2 protein-coding genes are annotated in these 1288 nt (G+C 66.3%); one reads left to right on the top strand and one right to left on the bottom strand.

Features of this window, described 5'->3' with window-relative positions:
* On the bottom strand, positions 1-425 hold a 425-nt coding region (locus ACMZ42_RS27135), incomplete at its 3' end, for a GOLPH3/VPS74 family protein (RefSeq protein WP_415733445.1).
* A gap of 538 nt (positions 426-963) precedes the next feature.
* Between ACMZ42_RS27135 and ACMZ42_RS27130 the strand changes: the two genes are divergently transcribed.
* Positions 964-1288, top strand: a 325-nt coding sequence (locus ACMZ42_RS27130; RefSeq protein WP_415733444.1) for a hypothetical protein, incomplete at its 3' end; no start/stop codon positions are given.

Genomic DNA, 1288 nt, shown 5'->3' with positions numbered 1-1288 from the left:
GCCACCGCGGCGAGTTCGCCGCGCAGCGCCTGCGGGACCGACGGGTCGGTCACCGGGTACCGGTGGGAGCCGAAGACGCCGAGCACCTTGCGGCCCTCCTGGCGCACCAGTCCCTTCGACAGCAGACCTGCGTACGCGGCGGTGACCGCCTGGTCGCGAACCGCCAGCAGCCATGCCTGGGGCTTTGCTTCGGGGTGCGCACGCATCTGCTCGGCCACGGCCGATGTCAACGGATCCTGGGACGACGGCCGGCCCGACAGGATGAGCGCGCCGTCACGTGCCACCACCTGGCCGGACAGGACGAGTTGCAGCAGGGGCGCCGCCGCGACAGCGCATCCCACCCGCAACTGCTCGTGCGGCGTTCCGTCCTGCTCGTCCAGTCCGAGCAGCACGATCTGCTCGCCCCTCGTCAATCCAGCGTTCATCGGGCCTCACCTTTCCCCTCGCCATGTGCGGCTCACGCTGCCCGGTCACGGCGACAACGGCTGTACGTGGCCGTCACATTGGTCTCATCCTCCCCGCAAGTTTGTGGAGTAAGCAACGGTCGCAAGGGGCACATTGAGCGTGTACGGCACTGCACTGGGAGCGTGGATGAATCGGTTCGTCATGTCGGCTACGACGGTCCCTTCCCTCATGGCGGGCAGCTCGTTACTGTCCTGATCACCGGTGCCGGAAGAGGGCTGCTCGGGCGGGAGGCGACCCAGACCCGTACCCCCGGGCACGCCGTGCCTGAAATTCCCAACGCGACGTAAAGCAAGCGGTGTTGACCACATTCGCGCGAACCGTTGCGTTCAGTTGCGCCTTCATGGCGAAGACTCCGGACGCGAACGATCCGTCGTCGGCGCGGGCGTGGGCCGTGTACCGCAATGGCGGCGGGAGCGGAAGCAGCGTTTCGGACAATTTTGACATGGTTCGAACAAATGTAATGATCCGATCCATTTTTCAGCACCAGGTGGCGACCGCATGGGCGAATCGGAACTGACCGCATTGGGCATAGAGCCTCTTGACGAATCCGTGTACCGGACACTGCTACGGAGTCCCGACCTGGCGACGGCGGACCTGTGCACCACACTCGGTCTGGACGAGGCCGCTCTCCAGCTCTGTCTGAAGCGGCTCGATCAGCAGGGGATGGTCCACCTCGATGCCGACGGGGGAGTCCTCCCCGTCGACCCCGGCATCGGCGTGGGACAGCTCGCGGCGCGGCGGCTCAAGATGCTCCAGGAGGAGCAGCACGAAGTTCTGTCGACCAGTCACTCCGTGGCGCGCAGGGTCCTGCGCTGGCGCAGCC

This window comes from Lysinibacillus sp. NPDC056185, assembly GCF_047737915.1.
Taxonomy (GTDB): domain Bacteria; phylum Bacillota; class Bacilli; order Bacillales_A; family Planococcaceae; genus Lysinibacillus.
This window is presented reverse-complemented; position numbering and strand designations above follow the sequence as displayed.